17 protein-coding genes are annotated in these 17,677 nt (G+C 37.8%); 14 read left to right on the top strand and 3 right to left on the bottom strand.

The window, feature by feature from the left end:
- Positions 1 to 10: 10 nt before the first annotated feature.
- From O1450_RS05835 to O1450_RS05825, 3 genes are all read left to right on the top strand, one after another.
- A complete protein-coding gene (locus O1450_RS05835) occupies positions 11 to 925 on the top strand; it encodes a pseudouridine synthase (protein ID WP_269230045.1) in 915 nt (304 codons plus the stop codon).
- A gap of 109 nt (positions 926 to 1,034) precedes the next feature.
- Positions 1,035 to 1,346 carry a type II toxin-antitoxin system RelB/DinJ family antitoxin gene (locus tag O1450_RS05830; protein WP_269230044.1) on the top strand — a complete coding sequence of 104 codons (312 nt, stop codon included), beginning with the start codon at positions 1,035 to 1,037 and terminating at the stop codon, positions 1,344 to 1,346.
- A gap of 98 nt (positions 1,347 to 1,444) precedes the next feature.
- Positions 1,445 to 1,888, top strand: a complete 444-nt coding sequence (locus tag O1450_RS05825; protein WP_005215389.1) for a GNAT family N-acetyltransferase — start codon at positions 1,445 to 1,447, stop codon at positions 1,886 to 1,888.
- Here O1450_RS05825 and O1450_RS05820 read toward each other — a convergent pair whose 3' ends face one another.
- A complete protein-coding gene (locus tag O1450_RS05820) occupies positions 1,889 to 2,605 on the bottom strand; it encodes a pseudouridine synthase (RefSeq protein WP_269230043.1) in 717 nt (238 codons plus the stop codon).
- A gap of 246 nt (positions 2,606 to 2,851) precedes the next feature.
- Between O1450_RS05820 and O1450_RS05815 the strand changes: the two genes are divergently transcribed.
- Together O1450_RS05815 and O1450_RS05810 are read left to right on the top strand one after the other, a co-directional pair.
- The gene (locus tag O1450_RS05815; RefSeq protein WP_269230042.1) at positions 2,852 to 3,367 is read left to right on the top strand and encodes a glycine zipper domain-containing protein; all 516 of its coding nucleotides are present in this window, start codon (positions 2,852 to 2,854) and stop codon (positions 3,365 to 3,367) included.
- 144 nt (positions 3,368 to 3,511) lie between these two features.
- Positions 3,512 to 4,513 carry an LLM class flavin-dependent oxidoreductase gene (locus tag O1450_RS05810; protein ID WP_269230041.1) on the top strand — a complete coding sequence of 334 codons (1,002 nt, stop codon included), beginning with the start codon at positions 3,512 to 3,514 and terminating at the stop codon, positions 4,511 to 4,513.
- A 40-nt stretch (positions 4,514 to 4,553) separates the two neighbouring features.
- On the opposite strand, the gene O1450_RS05805 is transcribed toward O1450_RS05810, so the two are convergent.
- Positions 4,554 to 5,270 (bottom strand): hypothetical protein, encoded by a 717-nt coding sequence (locus O1450_RS05805; RefSeq protein WP_269230040.1) that lies wholly within the window; start codon positions 5,268 to 5,270, stop codon positions 4,554 to 4,556.
- Positions 5,271 to 5,336: 66 nt separating this feature from the next.
- On the bottom strand, positions 5,337 to 6,173 hold the full coding sequence (gene ppsR / locus O1450_RS05800) for a posphoenolpyruvate synthetase regulatory kinase/phosphorylase PpsR (RefSeq protein WP_269230039.1): 837 nt from the start codon (positions 6,171 to 6,173) through the stop codon (positions 5,337 to 5,339).
- Between the two features lie 158 nt (positions 6,174 to 6,331).
- Between ppsR and ppsA the strand changes: the two genes are divergently transcribed.
- The 9 genes from ppsA (at position 6,332) to O1450_RS05755 (ending at position 17,670) form a co-directional block, all read left to right on the top strand.
- Positions 6,332 to 8,710: a phosphoenolpyruvate synthase gene (ppsA, locus tag O1450_RS05795; protein WP_269230038.1), complete on the top strand. Its 2,379-nt coding sequence runs from the start codon at positions 6,332 to 6,334 to the stop codon at positions 8,708 to 8,710.
- 65 nt (positions 8,711 to 8,775) lie between these two features.
- Positions 8,776 to 9,537: an RDD family protein gene (locus tag O1450_RS05790; RefSeq protein WP_269230037.1), complete on the top strand. Its 762-nt coding sequence runs from the start codon at positions 8,776 to 8,778 to the stop codon at positions 9,535 to 9,537.
- Positions 9,538 to 9,836: 299 nt separating this feature from the next.
- The gene (gene cyoA, locus O1450_RS05785) at positions 9,837 to 10,889 is read left to right on the top strand and encodes a ubiquinol oxidase subunit II (RefSeq protein ID WP_269230036.1); all 1,053 of its coding nucleotides are present in this window, start codon (positions 9,837 to 9,839) and stop codon (positions 10,887 to 10,889) included.
- Positions 10,890 to 10,892: 3 nt separating this feature from the next.
- Positions 10,893 to 12,884 (top strand): cytochrome o ubiquinol oxidase subunit I, encoded by a 1,992-nt coding sequence (gene cyoB / locus O1450_RS05780; RefSeq protein ID WP_269230035.1) that lies wholly within the window; start codon positions 10,893 to 10,895, stop codon positions 12,882 to 12,884.
- A 4-nt stretch (positions 12,885 to 12,888) separates the two neighbouring features.
- Positions 12,889 to 13,509 carry a cytochrome o ubiquinol oxidase subunit III gene (gene cyoC, locus O1450_RS05775; protein WP_018678116.1) on the top strand — a complete coding sequence of 207 codons (621 nt, stop codon included), beginning with the start codon at positions 12,889 to 12,891 and terminating at the stop codon, positions 13,507 to 13,509.
- Positions 13,509 to 13,838, top strand: coding sequence for a cytochrome o ubiquinol oxidase subunit IV (locus O1450_RS05770; protein WP_004661369.1), 330 nt, complete (start codon positions 13,509 to 13,511; stop codon positions 13,836 to 13,838). The genes cyoC and O1450_RS05770 overlap by 1 nt, the downstream gene beginning before the upstream one ends.
- 10 nt (positions 13,839 to 13,848) lie before the next feature.
- Positions 13,849 to 14,727 (top strand): heme o synthase, encoded by an 879-nt coding sequence (gene cyoE, locus O1450_RS05765; RefSeq protein WP_269230034.1) that lies wholly within the window; start codon positions 13,849 to 13,851, stop codon positions 14,725 to 14,727.
- A gap of 87 nt (positions 14,728 to 14,814) precedes the next feature.
- Positions 14,815 to 16,926, top strand: a complete 2,112-nt coding sequence (locus O1450_RS05760; protein WP_269230033.1) for a hypothetical protein — start codon at positions 14,815 to 14,817, stop codon at positions 16,924 to 16,926.
- A gap of 6 nt (positions 16,927 to 16,932) precedes the next feature.
- Entirely contained in the window at positions 16,933 to 17,670 is a 738-nt protein-coding gene (locus O1450_RS05755; protein WP_269230032.1) for a DUF3142 domain-containing protein, read from the top strand.
- The last annotated feature ends 7 nt before the right edge of the window (positions 17,671 to 17,677 follow it).

Genomic DNA, 17,677 nt, shown 5'->3' with positions numbered 1-17,677 from the left:
CTAACTAAATATGATTGATTCTACTGCATCTATCTTTTCTCCCCCCTTAATCAACGGTGTCAGTGCCAGTAAAGTCTTTTTACCCCATGACATTTCTGCACCTACCATTTTTGCTTATCTTTGCCAACACTTTCCACATATTCAATCAAGCGAATGGCAGCAACGCTTTGCTGATCAGTTAATTTATGCGGCTGATGGTGGCATCTTAAGCATAGAAAGTCACTATACGCCTAATAGCCATATTTTTTATTATCGTTTTCTTGCTCATGAAGTTTCCGTCCCATTTCAGCATGAGATTTTATTTGAAAATGAAAATTTACTCGTCGTTGATAAACCCCACTTTCTGACAATGACACCGACAGGACAATACGTTCAAGAAACATTACTCGTCCGCTTAAAGAAACAAACAGGCTATGAAGCACTGACGCCAATCCACAGATTAGATCGAGAAACAGCAGGTGTCGTTTTATTCTGCAAAAAGCCAGAACAAAGAGGAATATACCAACAGCTTTTTGCAGATCGAAAAGTACAAAAAATCTATCATGCGATTGCAGCTTATCGAGCTGAATTACATTTCCCGCAAATATTACAGCTCCATTTAGAAAAAGGTCAGCCGTTTTACACGATGAAAATTAATTCTGAAAAACCTCAAAATTCTGAAACTTTGATAGAGCTTTTGGAACACAATCAACATTATGCAAAATATCAGCTTAAACCCAAGACAGGGAAACAACATCAATTGCGTGTGCACCTTAATTACTTAGGCATTCCAATTTTAAATGATCCTTTTTATCCAGTTGTCGCACATAAAGCTGATGATGACTTTGAACAACCACTCCAGTTATTGGCAAAACAGATTTATTTTATAGATCCTGTTTTAAATCAAGAAATGCATTTTAATTCTAAATTTGAATTGACATTGTAAATACAATGTAATGACAAAATTTCTATTTTTTCACTTCAAAAATATTGAAATTACATTGCAATGGTTTAGAATACATGACGATAATTAAAAATATTTGGTCGTATTCTGTATGCGAAAAACAGAAGTTTATCAAGTTCGCCTTGATTCACAGGAAAAGAAACAAGCTTTTGCTGTTTTTAAGCAGCTCGGTATATCCCCTGCTCAAGCTGTTCGTCTTTTCTTTAAGCAAGTCGTTCTGACGAAGTCGATCCCGTTTGCAATTGAAAACCAAAACATCAATATGGAGCAGTTACTTAAGCTTCGTAAATCTAAAAATGCAGCAATAAATGATCCTGCTGCTGTAGACTTGGATGTTGAAGACGATCATGAAGACCTATTTGAAGAATTGAATGCACTGTTAGGCGAAAGTGACAAAACTTAACAATGTTGCATTTATAAACAAGTTTTTATTTTTTAAGCTTAAATTTTTTCGTTATTCTGACAGTCCAAATAAAATTATAAGTGCAAGGATGGACAGGAATGATTGTTAAACGAGCAACAAAAGAAGATCTTCACCAACTTGCTGTCTTGTTTGATGAATACCGTCAATTCTATGGTACATCATCCAATGTTGAACAATCCTATCAATTTCTAAAACATCGTTTCGAAAATAAAGATAGTGTCATTTTCATTCACGTTAAAGATGATGTCCTCACAGGCTTTGTTTTACTGTACCTTGCTTTTTCATCTGTTTCTTGCGAAACCTATTATATTTTAGATGATGTTTATGTAACCCCATCTTATCGAAAACAAGGATCGGCTAAGCAATTAATTGACACCGCAATCCTTTTTGCTCGCCATGAAAATGCACAAAGAATTAGTCTTGAAACACAAAAAAATAATTATGAGTCCCGCCGTCTTTATGAACAAATGGGATTTATTCAAGATGATGAATTCAAAACCTTTCACTGTTTTTTAAAATAGTTATTCGACATCTAAGGCAATATTTTGACTCAATCGTTTTTGAGAAGATGTAAGATACATCCATTCACCTTCTGGTAATTCAGGAAGCTCAAGTAATCCGATTTGCTGGCGGTGTAAAAGCTCAACTTTATTTCCGACTGCTGCAAGCATACGTTTAACTTGATGGTAAACACCTTGATGAATTGTCATTGCCAATTGATGTGTGGAAAATAGTTGAACATTGGTTGCGGCATAAATACCTTTTTCATTCCTTAGCTCAACTCCCTGTTCTAAAGCCATTAATTGCTCAGCTGAAATCGGATCGGCAGTCGTTACATGATAAACTTTTGGCACATGCTTACGCGGATTGGTTAAGGCTTGTAAATATTGACCATCATCAGTCAATAACAATAATCCTGTGGTATCTTGATCTAGCCTTCCCACACATTGAATACCCCGATGGATCAAAATTTCAGGTAGTAAGCTAAATACACTTTTGTGGTGCGTTGCCTGATGTGAACATTCATAACCCTTCGGTTTATTTAAAACAATGTAGAGATGTTCTCGATATTGGTATTCTTCGCCAAATACTTGAAAGCAAAGCTGATCCGTATTTATATTCTGTTTAGGGTTTTCACAAACTTGTCCATCAATCTGCACAGAACCATTTTTAATTAACTGTTGGCAATACTTTCTTGAACCAAAGCCTTGCGATTGCAAAATTTTTTCCAACAGCATAACTACATCCTCATCTCAAACTAAGTCTATTGTACTCGATTCAGGTAGGCATCGTTGCTTACAGCATACTCATTCTTATTTTTTATAATTTATTCACAATCTGTTCATTTGTAATAGAACATATACAAAACTCTCGCCAAACTCTCTCAATCATCCTATTGCGCTCCATATTTTCACTTAAAAGTCTTGTTACATTTGTCTCAAGCAAAAGAATACTGTCCAAAAGAATGGATAAGGAGTTTCACCATGAAATCGAATATGTGGTTATGTAGCGTCATCTTGGCAACCTCTTCAATGATGACTGTTGCACATGCAGATAATACAGCACGTGTTGCAGCAACTTCAGCACTCGGTAGTATTGTTGGTACAGCAGTTGGTAAACAACTTGGCGGTAATACGGGTGCCATGATTGGTTCCGCAATTGGTGGTGCTGGTGGTGCTGCGGCATCAAGCAATAAACGTGATCGCACTGAAGCCGCGATTGGTGGTGGACTAGGTGGTGTTGGTGGTTACACCGTTGGACGTAATGTCGGTGGAACGAATGGCGGCTATATTGGCGCTGGTTTGGGTGCAGCAGGTGGTGCTGCTTTAGGTCAAAAAGTTGGTCAAGATCGTGAAGAAGACCGTCGCTACGAAAATCGTCGTTCTTACGATGAGCGCCGTTATGACAGCCGTCGTTCTTATGATGATCGTAGATACTATAAATCTCGTCATCATTACCGTCATGATAATGGCTATCACCGTGGTTGGTATAAAGATTAATCATCAAATCCTAACACTTTCTCTATTGGCGCCTTCGGGCGCTTTTTTTATTTTATCCAATTCGCAACAAATATCGACAATATTCGATATACAAAAACAATCTAATATCGTATTATTTCGATATATGATTTTGAGAGTCAAAAAATGACGTCACTACAAGAGATTAAATTTTCAATTTTGGAGTTAGCTCCTGTCAGAGACGATAAAAGTATTGAATTTTCACTTCGTCATGCACTAGAACTTGCTCAACATGCTGAAAAGCTTGGTTATGAACGTTTCTGGTTAGCTGAACATCACAATATGGATGGAATTGCGAGTTCCGCAACGGCAGTTTTACTAGGATTCATCGCAGCAAATACACAAAAAATTCGCTTAGGTTCTGGTGGCATCATGTTACCTAATCACGCACCATTAGTTGTTGCAGAACAATTCGGGACTTTAGCAACACTTTATCCAAATCGTTTTGAACTTGGTTTGGGGCGTGCTCCAGGAACTGATCAAATGACGATGCGTGCATTACGACGCGGGCGTCAAGAAACTGAAGATCAATTTCCTCAAGATGTAATGGAAATTTTGCAATATTTCAAAGTACCACAACCAAATCAAAAAATAATTGCAACGCCAGGTCAAAATACCCATGTCCCTGTTTGGTTACTTGGCTCAAGTTTATTTAGTGCACAATTGGCCGCAAAGCTCGGACTTCCCTATTCTTTTGCATCACATTTTGCCCCACGTATGTTAGGTCAAGCAATCGAAATTTACCGTGAGAATTTTCAAGCATCTGAATATCTTGATAAACCTTATGTTTCAATGGGCGTACCAACAGTCGTTTCGGCAACTGATGAAGAAGCACAATATTTAGCAACTAGTTCTTATCAAAGAATTTTAAATTTGATTCGTGGCAATAGCCTAAAGTTGAGACCACCAATTGATTCAATTGAAGGATTGGCTTCAGTTTCAGAACAGATGGCGATTCAAAATTTTTATGCGATGGCACAAATTGGTTCAAAAGAAACTGTGAAAGCTGGATTAAATAAGATTGCTAGTCAATACGATGTTGATGAATTCATTTTTACATGTGATATTTATGATACTGAAAAACGATTAGAAAACTTTAGTTTGTTGATGGATATTAAAAACAAATAATTTCTCATTTTCAAGTAAGCATTATTCACAACAATAATGCTTACTCCACCACACCGACATATTGATAAACAGTATTGTTTTTACTGTAACGTAAATATTTTCCTTGTGGTTTATAATTTTTATCTAACAACATAATATCAATATTATTCAAATTCTTATCCATTCGAATATAATCAGGTATATCACTCGGTCCTTCGTGATTTTTACAGTCAAAATCGACTTTGATGTGATCAAATTTTGCTGTCTTTGTCTGAAAAATTTTTATCGGCTGAATTCTCCCTGTCTTAATAGGTTGAAACGCATGAATTGCATAAGCTCCGATACAACTACTCCCTTTATAATAGTTTTCAACCAAATAAATAGGTTGTTTAACGAAATCAGATTGTTTTACATCTAAGATAAAGCCCGTATCGATAGGCATTAAAGTAAATTTCCGTTCATTTTGAGTTTGCACATAAGAAGAATATTCCCCCATAGTACCTCCACTTCCCACATCGAAAGTATAAAACTTTAAACGTTTATCAGGTGAATAATGAATACGTAGATTATATTGGTCTTGAAATATAGGAAAAGTATAATTAAAACTTCTAGAATCACTTTCTATTTTTGCGACTACTTCTGACTCAATCGTTTGATTCACTTCGTAGAAGTCTTTTTGTGTATAGTGTTGAATTAATTTTTCCTCAAATTCAGCTAACGTTTCCGCGTGTGTTTCTGAAATTAAAATTAGCGATAATAAAAAGACAATTTTTTTCATTATTATTTCCTGTGGATTGGATTCTTCAAAAAGCGTAGACAATTCTACGCTTTTTGAATGGCACAATTATCCAATACGACGCTTTAAACCAGTCAACTGTAAAATACGCGTTGAAATTTCTTCAATCGACATTTCAGTGACGTTCAAATACTTAATACCTTCAGAAATATAAATACCCTCTATGGCACGTAATTCCATTTGGCATTGACTGAAACTTGCATAACGACTATTGGCTTTTCTTTCGCTACGAATAGCGACCAACCGCTCAGCATCAATCATTAAACCAAAGAGCTTATTTTTGTGTGCTCGTAGCACAGCAGGTAGGCGATTATCGTCTAAATCTTCTTCAGTTAAAGGATAGTTCGCAACACGAATTCCAAACTGTAATGATAAATAAATCGAGGTTGGTGTTTTCCCAGATCGAGAAACGCCAACTAAAATCAAGTCAGCTTTATCATAATGACGAGTTCGAGCACCATCATCATTGTCTAATGCAAAATGTACTGCATCAATACGAGCCTTATAAGATTCAGAATCTGTTACAGCATGGGTCTGTCCAACTAAAGTTGTCGGTGGTGTCCCCAACTCTTGCTCAAGTTTACTAATCAATCCCTCGAAAACATCCAAATTTACGGCTTTAGCTGTATTAATAATTTCACGGACATTTGGGTCTACCAATGTGTCAAAAACAAGTGGTAAACATCCATCTCTTGATTGGCATCCATTGATGTCAACAACGACATTCATTGCAGCTTCTTCAGTGGTAATATAAGGCATAATATGAATATCAAAATCGACATTCGGAAATTGCGCAAGTAGTGAATGTCCAAGGGTTTCTGCGGTAATTGCAGTACCATCCGAAATAAAAAATACACTCCGTTTAATTTGTTTACTTTCAGGCATCAAAATTCTCCTTAAACATTTGTCTTAGTGCTCTATAATCTTTATAGTAAACTCATCTAACATGACTGTCGCTTAGTAAAATACTAAATCTAAGCACATTCGTATAATTTCATACCAATGATGGTCATTCATACTGCAAAAAAAGTGGAGTAAATACTTTGGAAGCGCGCGTAATCGGTCTGGAAAAATTAGGGAAACACGATGTCGAACTCGTAGGTGGGAAAAACTCATCTTTGGGTGAAATGATCAGCCATTTATCCAATGCTGGTGTATCGGTACCTGGTGGTTTTGCAACAACTGCAGCTGCCTATCGTGAGTTCTTGGATCAAAGCGGCTTAAATGCTCGAATTCAGGCTGAACTTGAGCAGCTAAATGTTGATGATGTAAGCGCACTTATAGAGACAGGTGCTAAAATCCGTAAATGGATCGTTGATACCCCACTTACTGCTAATTTAGAACAAGAAATTCGTGACGCGTTTACAGCACTTTCAAACGGTAATCCAGACATCGCTGTTGCTGTACGTTCTTCTGCGACTGCAGAAGATTTACCTGATGCTTCTTTTGCAGGACAACAAGAAACTTTTTTAAATATTCGCGGAATTGATAACGTTCTTATCGCAATTAAAGAAGTTTTTGCTTCGCTTTATAATGACCGTGCCATCGCTTACCGTGTACATCAAGGTTTTGAACACAGTGTTGTTGCCCTATCTGCGGGTGTACAACGTATGGTTCGTTCAGAGACTGGTGCTGCAGGTGTAATGTTTACGCTAGACACAGAATCAGGTTTCCGTGATGTGGTATTTATTACTGCATCATACGGTTTGGGTGAAATGGTTGTTCAGGGAGCTGTTAACCCTGACGAATTCTATCTATCTAAACCACTTTTAAATGCAGGTAAACATTCAGTTTTACGCCGCAACCTCGGTTCTAAACACCAAAAAATGATTTATGGTGAAGAAGGCGCAGCAGGTAAATCCGTTGTTGTCGTTGATGTTGAAAAACCAGAACGTCAACAGTTTGCATTAAATGATCACGAATTGCATGAACTTGCTAAACAAGCATTGATTATTGAACAACATTACGGTTCGCCAATGGACATCGAATGGGCGAAAGATGGCGATGATGGTCAAATCTACATCGTTCAAGCACGTCCTGAAACTGTTAAAAGCCGTCAAAATGTCGGCACAATGGAACGTTACCTATTAAAACAACGTGGCACTGTCATTTGTGAAGGTCGTTCAATTGGTCAACGTATCGGTTCGGGCAAAGTTCGTGTTGTCACTTCGATTAAAGAAATGGATAAAGTACAAGACGGTGATGTTCTTGTATCTGACATGACTGACCCTGATTGGGAGCCAGTAATGAAACGTGCTGCAGCGATTGTAACCAATCGTGGTGGTCGTACTTGTCACGCTGCAATCATTGCACGTGAGTTAGGTGTACCAGCAATCGTGGGTTGTGGTAATGCAACAGAAGTATTAACCGATGGTCAAGAAGTCACTGTTTCTTGTGCTGAAGGTGATACAGGCTTTATCTATGAAGGTGCATTAGATTTTGAAGTGCAACGTAACTCAATTCATTCTATGCCAAAACTTCCATTTAAGATCATGATGAATGTTGGTAATCCAGACCGCGCATTCGATTTTGCTCAAATTCCAAATGAAGGAATTGGTCTTGCACGTCTTGAATTCATCATCAACCGTATGATTGGTGTACATCCTAAAGCGCTTCTCAATATTGACAGCCTACCACGTGAAACGCGTGCTGCTGTAATGACACGTACATCAGGTTATTCTTCGCCAATCGAATTCTATGTAGAAAAATTAGTTGAAGGTATTTCAACACTTGCAGCTGCATTTGCTGAAAAACCAGTCATCGTTCGTATGTCTGACTTTAAGTCAAATGAATATGCAAACTTAATCGGCGGTAAATTATACGAGCCAGAAGAAGAAAACCCGATGTTGGGTTTCCGAGGTGCGAGTCGTTACGTATCTGACAACTTCCGTGACTGTTTTGAACTTGAGTGCCGTGCTTTGAAAAAAGCTCGTGATGAAATGGGTTTAACCAATATTCAAATCATGATCCCATTCGTGCGTACAGTGTCTGAAGCAAAACGTGTGATTGAGTTGCTTGCTCAAAATGGTTTAAAACGTGGTGAAAATGGTCTAAAAATCATCATGATGTGTGAACTTCCAACCAATGCTTTATTGGCTGAACAGTTCCTTGAACATTTTGATGGTTTCTCGATTGGTTCAAATGACTTAACACAATTAACACTTGGTCTTGACCGTGATTCTGGTATCGTATCTCACTTATTTGATGAGCGTGATCCAGCGGTTAAAGCCCTTCTTTCTATGGCAATTCATGCATGCCGTAAAGCAGGGAAATATGTTGGTATTTGTGGTCAAGGCCCTTCAGACCACCCTGACCTTGCTAAATGGCTCATGGAACAAGGTATTGAATCTGTGTCACTTAACCCTGACTCAGTGCTTGATACTTGGTTCTTCCTTGCTGAAGAACAAATCAAGAAAGCTTAGTCTTTTTTAAAAAAGACCCTTTCGTAGGGTCTTTTTTCATCTTTAGTCATTGAGAATTTTTAATTATGCAAATTTACTTGGCTCGTAATAACCAACAAGCTGGGCCTTATAGTTTAGACCAACTGAACCAAATGCTTTCTAGCCAACAAGTATTACTTACAGACTTGGTTTGGCACGAAGGTATGAGTGAATGGAAAACTCTTGGCGAACTCACTCAAGGAAAACTTGTCTACGAACCTGTAGGTTATTCATCATTCAATCATCAAATTAACAATAAAACTGAGCAGTCAGCTTTTAAAATCAAAGTTGAACAAAAACCGACTGAACTTGCTTCTTTTCACTCACGTTTACTTGCCAAAGTAATTGATTTAACACTTTGGTTGCCCATGGCAGCAATCCCATCTTTCTTCTTCAATGAAAGTCAATATGCTGAACTATTCGAGATTCAGAAACAATTACAAGCTGCTCAAGTCGCATCAAGCAAAGCTGTTGAATTACAACAGCAACTTATGCAGCTTATTCCAAATGAAGCATGGATGAGTATTTTTGTTTATTTGATCCTTATGCTGATGCTACAAGCTTTTTTAATTGCAAAATCAGGACAAAGCATTGGTAAAAAAACAACCAAAATTAAAATCGTAGATGCTGAAACACATGCGTCAGTCAATACGATTAGAGCTTTTTGGTTGAGAAGTGCTTTATTTATCATTCTGAATTTATTGTTTATGCCATTTATTACCATTATCGACTATGCTTTCTTTGCATTTAATAAAAATCGTCAAACTTTGCATGATAAATTGGCAAAAACTAAGGTCGTAAAGCAATAATTTTTAATTAACTAAGCAAAAGAGGATTTATTCCTCTTTTCTTACATAGAAAATTGATATTTATAGAAAAGATATACAATTAAATAACAATTCCTACAAAATAAATCGGGTTTTAAAACAAGTATTTCTGACCGTGTTAGATATAGCTTAGTTTTTCAATATGAGGCATAATGCCCAACAACGTAGCGGTGTCGCATGATTGCTAAGCATTTCACAAAAAATTCTTATCAATCATGCGACACTTTAATCGCTATCCCATAATTTAATTAGGGAATGGGACTCTTCACCGAGGTTGTAAAATGAGACAAACGATTTTAGCTGTATTGTCTTTATCAACGATGGCTGCACTCTTAACTGGGTGTGGTGGTGATATGGTACTTCTAAACAATAAAGGTCCAGTTGGTCAAGGTCAAAGTAGCCTGATGATGACTGCGATCTATCTAATGCTATTGGTGGTAATTCCATCAATCGTAATGGCATTATGGTTTGGTTGGCAATATCGCGCATCGAATAAAGATGCAGACTATAAACCTACTTGGGCACACTCTACGACAATTGAGATCGTTGTTTGGGGTGTTCCTGTCATTATTATTGGTATTTTAGCTTGGTTAACTTGGTGGGGTTCCCACAAGTACGACCCTTACCGTCCTTTAGAATCAGATAAAGCACCATTAACTATTCAAGCTGTCGCTGAACAGTTTAAATGGATTTTTATCTATCCTGAGCAAAATATTGCAACGGTAAACGAAGTACGCTTCCCAGAAAAAACGCCTGTAAGCTTTAAGATTACGTCTAACTTTACGATGAACTCGTTCTTCATCCCACAGTTAGGTGGTCAGATCTATGCAATGGCGGGTATGCAAACTCACCTTCACTTGTTAGCAGATGAACCAGGTGTATTCCGTGGTTTCTCAGCAAACTATTCAGGTTACGGTTTCTCTCAAATGCGCTTTAAAGCACACAGTGTAACTGAAGCTGAATTTGCAAAATGGGTAGAAGCTGTTAAAGCTGGTAATGGTACAAGTATCAATGCTGAAGCGATTCAAAAAGGTACACTTGACCAAGCTGAGTTAGCAACGCTTAAAGATGGTGATCGTTCTAAGCATCAGATCGAGCATTTAGTGAATCGTGCTAAAGCTGCTGGTGATGAAGAAGCAGTTGCTAAAGCTGAAGCAATGAAACCGTTCCCGACTAAGCCACACCCTGTGACTTATTACTCTTCTGTTGAGCCTAAGTTGTTTGAAACAATCATCAACCGCTATATGAGTAACTATCACGGTGCTGACCACTCTGCTGGACATGCAACAGCAGAAACTCATGCTGCAGCTGAACACGCTGCTCAAGGGGAATAAGACATGGATATGATTTTTGGTAAACTGGGTTGGGACTCTATCCCAACAGAGCCAATTGTACTTGTCACCATGGTCCTTATGGCACTTGGTGGAATTGCAGTTCTTGGCGGTATTACCTATTTCAAAAAATGGGGATACTTATGGAATGAATGGTTTACATCAGTAGACCATAAGAAAATCGGTATCATGTATATCATCGTATCTGTGGTCATGCTTTTGCGTGGTTTCGCCGATGCGATCATGATGCGTTTACAACTTTTCCTCGCGAAAGGCGGCGGTGAAGGTTACCTACATCCTGACCATTACGATCAGATCTTTACGGCACACGGCGTAATCATGATCTTCTTCGTAGCAATGGGTCTTGTTGTTGGTATGATGAACATCTCTGTACCTTTACAGATTGGTGCACGTGACGTTGCTTTCCCATTATTAAACTCTTTAAGCTTCTGGTTATTCGCTGGTGCTGCTGGTTTGATGATGGTTTCATTAGTATTGGGTGAATTTGCTGCGACTGGTTGGATGGCTTACCCTCCTCTATCTGGCATTCAATATTCTCCTGGTGTTGGTGTTGACTACTACATCTGGGCTCTTCAGGTTTCTGGTCTTGGTACACTTTTATCTGGTGTTAACTTCTTTGTTACCATCATTAAAATGCGTGCGCCTGGCATGAAATTGATGGATATGCCAATCTTTACGTGGACTTCACTTTGTACGGCTGTATTAATCATTGCATCATTCCCTGTATTAACAGGTACACTTGCAATGTTGACGCTAGACCGTTACTTCGGCTTCCACTTCTTCACCAATGAGCTTGGCGGTAGTCCAATGCTTTATGTGAACTTGATCTGGACATGGGGTCACCCTGAAGTATATATCTTGGTATTACCAGCATTTGGTCTATACTCAGAAATCGTTGCAACCTTCTCTCGTAAAGCGTTGTTCGGTTACAAGTCTATGGTGTATGCAACGATTGCGATTACTGTACTTGCGTTCGTTGTATGGCTTCACCACTTCTTCACCATGGGTGCTGGTGCGAACGTTAACGCGTTCTTCGGTATCATGACCATGGTTATTGCGATTCCTACAGGTGTGAAAATCTTCTCTTGGTTATTCACAATGTATAAAGGTCGCATCACCTTTACTACTCCAATGTTATGGACGCTTGGCTTCCTAATCACATTTGGTATCGGTGGTTTAACTGGTGTATTAATGGCGGTTCCACCTGCGGACTTCCTCGTACACAACTCACTCTTCTTGATCGCTCACTTCCATAACGTAATTATCGGTGGTGTGGTGTTTGGTATGTTTGCCGGCATCATCTTCTATTGGCCGAAAATGTTTGGTTGGAAGCTCAACGAAGCATGGGGTAAAGCTGCGTTCTGGTTCTGGTTCTTCGGTTTCTATTTTGCATTCATGCCGCTTTATATCCTTGGTTTCATGGGTATGACTCGTCGTTTGAATACATATGACAACCCAGAATGGGACCCATACTTAGCAATCGCATTATTTGGTGCTGTTCTTGTTGCAATTGGTATTGCATGTTTCTTAATGCAAATCATCGTTGGTTTCTTACAACGTAAGGACAACATGGATTACACAGGTGATCCATGGGATAGCCGTACCATTGAATGGGCAACGTCATCTCCTGCTCCATTCTATAACTTTGCACATGTACCAGATGCTAGCGGTATTGACCGTTTCTGGACTGACAAAGAAAATGGTGTAGCATACGCACGTGATACTAAATATGAAGACATCCACATGCCGACTGATCGTGCTGCTGGTTTTGTCATTGCAATGTTCATTACTGTATTGGGCTTTGCACTCATTTGGCATATTTGGTGGCTAGTCGTTGTTTCATTCGTTGCTGCAGTTGTTAGCTTGATCGTAAGCTCATTCACGAAGAATGTTGATTATTATGTTCCCGCTGCTGAAGTTGAGCGTATTGAAAACGAACGCTATGCTTTACTTGAAAAACACTTGAAGAAGGACTAAGGAAATGGCTGAAGTACTTCATCACGACAACCACGGTCATGACGGTCATCACGAACATGATGATACAGACTTAACGGTCTTTGGTTTCTGGACTTATTTGATGAGTGACTTGATTCTTTTCGGATCACTCTTCATTGCGTTCGCTGTATTAAGCAGTCATATTCCACCAGGTACTCCAAGTGCAAAAGACTTATTCAGTGAATCATTGGGTTATGTATTAGGTGAAACCTTTGCCCTTTTGATCTCTTCTGTAACGTTTGGCTTTGCAGTGCTTGCATCTTATAAAAAGAATGTGAATCAAGTGATTACTTGGTTATTTATCACATTCCTTTTCGGTGCAACCTTCATCGGTATGGAAATCAATGAGTTCCATCACCTTGTACATGAAGGTCATGGTCCAACGCATAGTGCATTCTTATCATCATTCTTTACTTTGGTTGGTACACACGGTATTCACGTAACCTCTGGTTTAGTGTGGATGTTGGTATTGATGTATCAAATCAAAAAGAATGGTTTGACATTAGCGAATACACGTCGTCTTGCTTGCTTAAGCTTGTTCTGGCACTTCCTTGACATCGTTTGGATCTGTGTATTCAGCGTCGTTTACTTACTGGGAGTTCTCTAATGAGTGGTCATGACCATAATGCTGCAGGTGCGTCGCACGGTAACTTTAAGCAATACACTGTTGGGTTCATCCTATCTGTTATCCTCACCATCATCCCATTCGGGATGGTGATGGCGGGCGGATTTAGCCGTGGCATCTTAGTTACTGTTATTGCAATCGCTGCTGTTGCTCAGGTAATTGTACAACTTGTGTATTTCTTACACATGAATACATCATCTGAACAACGTTGGAACCTTATTGCATTTATCTACACAATTTTATGTATCGCTGTACTTTTAGTCGGCTCTGTGTGGATTATGAATTACCTACACTACAACATGATGATCTAAACTGATTGTCATGTGGAAAAAGTATTTATTCCTGACTAAACCAGGAATTCTCTTCGGTAATTTTATTACCACCTTGGGCGGCTTCTTTTTAGCCGCCCAAGGCTCTATAGACTTCCTCTTATTATTAATTACATTACTTGGAACAACTTTTGTGGTTGCTTCTGGTTGTGTAGTCAATAATGTAATTGATCAAGATATCGATCAAAAAATGCAACGCACAATGAATCGTGCTCTTGTTAAGAAAACCATATCTCCTACTATTGCGATGTTTTATGCTCTTGTCTTAGGTGTTATTGGTTTTAGCATGCTCTGGTTCTATGTGAATGCCTATGCATTTTTATTCGCAATTATTGGTTTTGTCGTCTATGTCGGTTTTTATAGTTTGTGGACGAAACGTACCACGATCCATCAAACCGTGATTGGTAGTATTTCTGGAGCGAGTCCACCTGTTATTGGTTATACGGCTGTAAGTCATCATTTCGATATGGCTGCTCTTCTCATTTTTATTGCATATGCCTTATGGCAAATGCCGCATTCATGGGCAATTGCGATTTATCGTTTTGAAGATTACAAAAACGCAGGCGTGCCTATTTTACCTGTTGCACGTTCTATTCATAGAACTAAAATCGAATCGCTGATCTATGTGGTTTTATTCACTGTTGCGATGAATGCTTTGTATATATATGGATATACCAATCTTATTTTCTTGGTCATCTGTAATGCACTTTGTATTTACTGGTTTTACATTGGTATTTTAGGATTTAAAGCTGAAGATGATCAGCTTTGGGCAAAACGCTTTTTCCTTTTTTCAGTAATCTTAATTACTGTGATGAGTTTGAGCTTTAGCTTTACATTTAAAAGCCCTGCACCCTTCCTCCCTATTTTTTAAAAAGATAGAGACTTCTCTGTCTTTTTATTCCCCGCTTCACTTGTTATCATTTCGTGCAATAAAAACATTTCACCCTTTATTGCCTAAATGAAACTACAAAACAAATTTATATTCAAATCAATTGTCTATTCTTCGCTTTCACTGGCAATTTACTATAGCCCAATCACCTATGCTGGTGTAGAGCAATTTTGCGAGCCAAACCTTGCCATAAATGACAAAAATTTAAACGGTTGTAGCAATCTTCCTGTGTTATATCCAGCAAATGATAGTCAAACAAATATGACGTTACTACTCAGCGACTTAGGGCTTGCAACAATTAAGCCAATGACAGCTGATGCCAATTTATGGGATGCGGTATATGGAACGGTACCTTTTGATGCAGCGAATCTGTCATCTCTGACTCAGAATAAAATGCCAAATCAAAGAAAACTATTAGAAAGAAATGACACCGTTTTTGACGAACGTTGCACGAGCTTTGATTCAGGTAATCAAGCTTTTAATACACAAGTGCAAAATAATAAAGTAATTCCAAATCTAGAAAAGCAAATTTTGATTTCTGAACGCAAGAAAATGAATCAGTGTGGTGACAAAATTGAATTGATTGCGATTAATCCCAATTGGTCAATCACAACACGTCAATATGCTTCTTATTTAAATGCGAGTATTCTGTTTTATAATAGCAATTATTCAGCAGCGACTAAAATTTATACCGCCTTAACCACCATTGAAGATACGTGGTTAAAAGAAACATCACAATATATGTTAATTCGGACATCACTCAATTCAGCCTATGCAACTGGTGTAGACAAATATGGTGATGTTTATTTAGACAATATTAACCAAAATTTACTCAAACAATTTTTGGATAATATCACCACTTACCTCAAAGCCTATCCAAATGGACAATATATCGCGAGTGCGCGTGGTTTTATGCGTCGTGGTTTTTGGCTTTCAAAACGCCAAGATTTATTGGTTAATGAAATTGTCTGGCAACTCAAAAACCCAACATCAAAATTTTATAATTTGGAAATGAGTGAACTTCCCGCCGAAATTGATCGCCGAGTGTTCGATAGCTCAGCTTTTAATGTTAACAATCTAAAAGACCCTTTCTTTTTGGCAGTATATGATTTGATGCATATGCGTGAATCGAGTTCAGAGAATTATCGTCCGATTTCTTGGGCACAACTGAATGCACAAAAAGATTTTTTCAAAACCCAACCTGAACTATTTCAATATTTACAAGCTGTTCACTTATTTTTTGTTCAAAATAAAGCTCAAGAAGCTCAAAATTACTTAGCTAAAGCAAATGCTAAAAATAGTAGTTATTTGCAGTTAAGCCAAACTTTTTTGAGAGGACAAATTTTAGAAAAAATTGGACAACCTCAAAATGCTGAAGAATATTGGCGTCAGCAACTTGCACAGGCCAAAGACAGCTATCAACGCGGTTTATTTGAAACAGCATTATCCAATCATTTGGCAATAAAACAGGACTATTCAGCATTTATAGGAAAAAAAGCTCAAATTACTCAGCCGAACCTACAGAGAAATTTTATTACCCAAATCGCAGATACAAACAGTTTGCAAAAATTAATTCAATCTGATCAAAGTAACATAGATCAAAAACAAGCTGCGATCTACACCCTTCTGAGTAAAAGCTTAGTACATCAACAATTCGAATTGTTTAAACAAAGCTATGCTTTTATGCCCAAAAATGCCATGCAATACAAAGGTTATAACAGTGATAATGAACAATTAAAAAACAAACCAGATTTTTCTAATTTCATTTGGAATGGAGCGAATATTACACCGCAACTAAAATGCTCAAATTTAGAGACTTTAGTTAATCAATTGGCTCAAACACCTAAAGATCAATTATTAAATGTTTGCTTAGGAGAATATTTCCGTAGTGAACAAGGATATTCGTTGCAGCAACTTTCTTATAATGAAAAACAAACATCAAATTTTTCAGGCAAAATTTTTGCTCGTGGTCAGATTTATCAAGATCTCATCAAATCATCAAGCAAAAGCGATTTACAAGCTTACGCCCTTTATCGCGCAATACAATGTTATGCGCCGAGTGGTATTAATGATTGTGGTGGTAATGAAGTAAACAAATCTGTCCGCAAACAATGGTTTGATCAAATCAAAACAGATTATCCAAATAGCATTTGGGCAAAATCACTGAAATATTATTGGTAATTGACGATGTTGAAGTGGCTGAAAGCAATCATTTTCACTTTTTTTATTTTTAACTTATTTGCTTGCCAACCTGCACAATCCGCAACATCAACAATTGATGCCAATCATTTCGATTCATTTTGGATTTGGGGAAACATTCAATCTGCGCCTTACTTAAGTAAGGCAAAAGAACTGTATATTTTGCAAGGAGAAATTCGATATTCAAAACAAAAACATAGTTCTATATTGATCCCACAAGGTGTTTCTATCCTCAAATTACCACGTCAGAAAATTTGGTTAGTTTTTCGAACACATCATCTGGTTTGGAACGAACAAAACTATCAAACTGTTTTCAAACGTTTAGAACATTGGAGAAATCAAGGGAATCAAGTTCAGGGAATTCAAATTGATTTCGACAGTCAAACCCATGATTTAAAAGAATATGCCCTTTTTCTAGAAAGTTTCAGAAAAAGACTCCCTCCCTCCTATCAACTTAGCATTACAGGATTACTTGACTGGACAAATTTTAAGGATCAGAAAACTTTAACTATTTTGAAAAATAATATCAGTGAACTGGTGATCCAAACCTATCAAGGTACAACCACCATTCCCAATTACCCACAATATTTAAAACGTATCTCTGCAATGCAACTGCCTTACAAAATCGGTTTTGTACAAAATGGGTTACGTCAAAATAACTCAAACAATCTTAATGACCCTCATTTTAAAGGCTATGTCATCTTTTTACTTCGATCTAAAACATGAATTTACT

It is taken from the genome of Acinetobacter sp. TR11 (assembly GCF_027105035.1).
Taxonomy (GTDB): domain Bacteria; phylum Pseudomonadota; class Gammaproteobacteria; order Pseudomonadales; family Moraxellaceae; genus Acinetobacter.
Note: the sequence above shows the minus strand (reverse complement) of the source record. Positions and strands in the feature narration are given on the sequence as shown.